This window comes from Promicromonospora sp. NPDC060204 (assembly GCF_042728455.1).
Lineage (GTDB): Bacteria > Actinomycetota > Actinomycetes > Actinomycetales > Cellulomonadaceae > Promicromonospora.
Map to the genome: position 1 here is coordinate 1 of NZ_JBHWZO010000394.1, position 3,804 is coordinate 3,804.

Below are 3,804 nucleotides of genomic sequence, written 5' to 3' on the forward strand. Positions count from 1 at the left end.
GACGTACGTCAAAGCGAAGAAACCCGGGCCTCGAAGGGGAGTGCGCAGTCCGGCGCGACGGCGGTCAGTCCGCCGAGCGGACCATCGCCCGGACGCCCACCGTCAGCCCGACGGCGGCCGTGGCCAGTGCCGCCACCCAGCCCCACGCGACGGCGGAGGACGCCACGTCGCCCGCGAAGGCGGCGCGGCCCGATTCGACGACGTAGCGCAGCGGGTTGACCGTGGAGAGGGCGCGCATCCACGCCGGCCCGGTCTCCAGCGGCAGCAGCATGCCCGAGAGCAGCATCACCGGGAACAGCACGGTCTGCTGCACCACCCAGAACATCCACTCCTGCTTGCGCACCGCGAGCGCCAGCGAGTACGACAGGGCGCCGACTCCGATGCCGAGCACGGCGAGCTGCAGCAGCGTGAGCACCGCGCCGAGCGGGTCCGGGCGCAGGCCGAACGGCAGCATGACGAGCAGCACCACCGCGGACTGGGCCAGGACCGGCACCATCTCCTTCAGGGCGCGGCCCACGAGCTGCGCCGGCCGGGACAGCGGGGTCACGAGCATCCGCTCGTGCACCCCGGAGGAGATGTCGAGCTGCAGGTTGGAGCCGGTCACCGAGCTGCCGAACAGCGTGGTCATCGCCAGCACGGCGGGCACGAACCAGAGCCAGACGTCGGTGCCGAGGGTCGCGCCCGCCGAGCCGACAAGCAGCGGACCGAACAGCCCGAGGAACACGAGCGGCTGGATGAGCCCGAACAGGATCGAGAACGGATCGCGGGCCACCGGGCGCAGCTCCCGCAGGAGCACGATCCGGGTGTCGCGCACGAAGCTGCGGCGCGCGAGGGGTCGCTCGGCGGCGGTCTGCGGGGCGGGGGTCAGGGTCGCGGCGCTCATGCCGGGACCTCCTTCTTGGTCGTCGCGGAGGCGGTCGTGGAGGTGGCGGGGGTGCCGGTGCCGGCGGTCTCGTCCGGCTCGGACGCGGCGCCGTCGACGCCGGTCTCCCGCAGGCTGCGGCCGGTGAGGCCGAGGAAGACGTCGTCGAGCGTGGGCCGCGCGACGTCGATGCGCCGCACCTCGACGCCGGCCGCGTCGGCGGCGCGCAGCAGCCCCGGCGTGGCGCCGGGCCCGTCGGCGGTGCGGATCTCGACGGTCTGCTCGACGCCGTCCGCCCGCCCGGCGGCCTGGGCGCGCACCGCGGCGTCGCCCGCGGGGACCGAACCGTCGGACACGCGGACCGACCGGGTGCCGGGCGCACGCTCGGCGATCGCCGCGAGGGCCGCCGTCTGCCCGGCGGGGACCCGCAGGGTGACCAGGTCGCCCGCGAGCTCGGCCTTCAGGGCGTCGGCGGTGTCGTCGGCGATGACCTGCCCGTGGTCCACGACGATGACGCGCTCGGCGAACGTGTCCGCCTCGTCGAGGTAGTGGGTGGTCAGCACGATGGTCATCGGCTCGGCGGCCGCGGTGCGCATCCGCAGGATGTGCTCCCAGAGGTTGGCGCGGTTGTGCGGGTCCAGCCCGGTCGACGGCTCGTCGAGGAACAGCAGCGACGGCGCGTGGACCAGCCCGACGGCCACGTCCAGGCGGCGCTTCTGCCCGCCCGAGAGGCTCTCGACCTTGCGGTCGGCCTGCTCGGTCAGGTCCAGGGCCTCCAGCAGCTCGGCGGCGCGGGTCCGGGCGGTGCGGCGGTCCAGGCCGTAGATCTCGCCCTGGGTGACGAGCTCGTCGCGGACGTGCTGGGCGGCGCCGCCGGCACCGCCCTGGCCCACGTAGCCGATGGCCGCGCGCACCCGGTCGGGGCGGTCGGCGACGTCGTACCCGGCCACCTCGGCGGTGCCGGACGTCGGCTGGATGAGGGTGGTCAGCATGCGCAGCGTCGTGGTCTTGCCGGCTCCGTTGGGGCCGAGCACGGCCACCAGCTCGCCCGGCTCGACGTCGAGCGAGATGCCACGCACGGCGTGGACGGTGCGGGTGCGGCTCACCACGAAGTCCTTGGTGAGTGCTCGGGTGCGGATCACGATGTCTCCTTCTTGCGGTCCGTGCGTTCGGTCGGTTCCTGCTCTGCGGTACCCCCTCAGCCTTCCCGAGGTAGAGGTCAGCTCCTGGCCTCTACCTCGTGCGATCCTGGATTCGTGCTCGAGACCTCCGGACGCCTCCTCGCCCTCCTGTCGCTGCTCCAGGCCCGCCGCGACTGGCCCGGCGCGCTCCTCGCCGAGCGGCTGGACGTCAGTCCCCGCACGGTGCGGCGCGACGTCGACCGGCTGCGCGAGCTCGGGTATCCCGTCACCGCCACCAAGGGGCCCGACGGCGGCTACCGCCTCGACGCCGGGGCCGAGCTGCCCCCGCTGCTGTTCGACGACGAGCAGGCGGTCGCCGTCGCCGTCGCGCTGCGCACCGGAGCCATCCCCGGGGCCGAGGAGGGGGCGCTGCGGGCGCTGGCGACCATCCGCCAGGTCATGCCGGCCCGACTCCGGGCGCGGCTGGACGCGCTCGAGGTGACCACCGTGCGGCGTCGTCTCGGGCCCGAGCAACCAACGGTGGACCCGGACCTGCTGCTGGCGCTCGGCTCGGCCTGCCAGGCCCGCGAGGTCGTCCGGTTCGACTACGCGGGCGGCACCATGGCCCCCGTCGGGGAGGGCGACGCCGTGTTCCGGCCGCCGCGCCGGGCCGAGCCCCACCACCTGGTCACCTCCGAGGGGCGCTGGTACCTGGTCGCGTTCGACCTCGACCGGGACGACTGGCGGATGTTCCGGGTGGACCGGGTCACGCTGCGCTCGGGCACCGGCCCGCGGTTCGTCGCGCGGGAGGTGCCCGGCGGCGACGTCGCCGCCTTCGTGGGCTCCCGGATCAACGGCTCCCGCTCGCCGGTACGGGGCGAGGCGGTGCTGCACGCGCGGGCCGCCGATCTCGCGCCCTGGGTGGGTGCGAACGGGCTGTGCGAGCCGCTGCCCGACGTCGACGGCGAGCCCCGGTGCCGCGTGGTGCTCGGCTCGTGGTCCTGGGCCGGGCTGGCCGGACGGCTCAGCGTCTACGACGTGCCGTTCGAGGTGGTGGGTCCGCCCGAGCTCGTGGCGGCGACCCGGGAGCTGGCGGACCGGTACACGGCGGCGGTGCGGGACTGAGGTGCCGCCTGACCTGCGGGAAGGGGCGCACCGCGGGGGAACCGCACAGTAGGTTGAGGCGTTCCCCGTATTCACGACCCCGACAGAGAGCGTGCGCATGACGAACCTGGCCGACTTCACCGCCGACGAGCTCGCCCCGATCCTGGACGCCCCGGGAGCCGTGCTGAAGGGCGCGACCCTCGCCGACGGCCGCCCGGGAGCGTTCCAGTTCCTCAAGGAGATGACCTCGGGCGCCAAGGTGTTCCGCGAGGCCCAGGAGCACGAGAACGACTTCGTCCGGTCGGTGGCGATCGGCATGCGCGACCGGCTCAAGGAGCAGGACGCGGCCGAGGCCGAGGCGGCGGCCAACCCCGCCTCGCAGGTCGGGGTGGCGGCCGCTGCCGCCGCCACGGAGCGCGCGGCCACCGAGGGCGCGCGCCCGGACCCGGAGGGCGAGACCGCCCGCGCGGTCGAGCTGACCGGCGCCGCGATCGCGCTCCTGCGTGCCCGCGGCGACGAGAAGGACGCCGTCGCCTACGGCGAGTGGATCCTGCGGATCGCAGAGCAGGTCGCGGAGGCCTCGGGCTCCAAGGTGGGCGGCTTCTTCAGCAAGCGGGTCAAGGTCAGCCCGGGGGAGCAGGACTTCATCGACCGCCTGACGGCCGCCGTCGGCAGCTGACCCTCGCCGCCGTCGGCCATCCCCTTTGAGGCCCAGGT

Annotated in this window: 4 protein-coding genes; 2 read left to right on the forward strand and 2 right to left on the reverse strand. The window is 74.7% G+C overall.

From position 1 onward, the window contains the following. Positions 1 to 64: 64 nt before the first annotated feature. Both ACFWEJ_RS27850 and ACFWEJ_RS27855 read right to left on the reverse strand, forming a co-directional pair. Positions 65 to 883, reverse strand: coding sequence for an ABC transporter permease (locus ACFWEJ_RS27850; protein ID WP_377232408.1), 819 nt, complete (start codon positions 881 to 883; stop codon positions 65 to 67). Continuing rightward, entirely contained in the window at positions 880 to 2,004 is a 1,125-nt protein-coding gene (locus ACFWEJ_RS27855) for an ATP-binding cassette domain-containing protein (RefSeq protein WP_377232409.1), read from the reverse strand. Before ACFWEJ_RS27855 ends, ACFWEJ_RS27850 begins: the two co-directional genes overlap by 4 nt. Positions 2,005 to 2,118: 114 nt before the next feature. On the opposite strand from ACFWEJ_RS27855, the gene ACFWEJ_RS27860 reads away from it, so the two are divergent. Beyond that, positions 2,119 to 3,108, forward strand: a complete 990-nt coding sequence (locus ACFWEJ_RS27860; RefSeq protein ID WP_377232410.1) for a helix-turn-helix transcriptional regulator — start codon at positions 2,119 to 2,121, stop codon at positions 3,106 to 3,108. Between the two features lie 97 nt (positions 3,109 to 3,205). After that, positions 3,206 to 3,766: a hypothetical protein gene (locus ACFWEJ_RS27865; protein WP_377232411.1), complete on the forward strand. Its 561-nt coding sequence runs from the start codon at positions 3,206 to 3,208 to the stop codon at positions 3,764 to 3,766. The last annotated feature ends 38 nt before the right edge of the window (positions 3,767 to 3,804 follow it).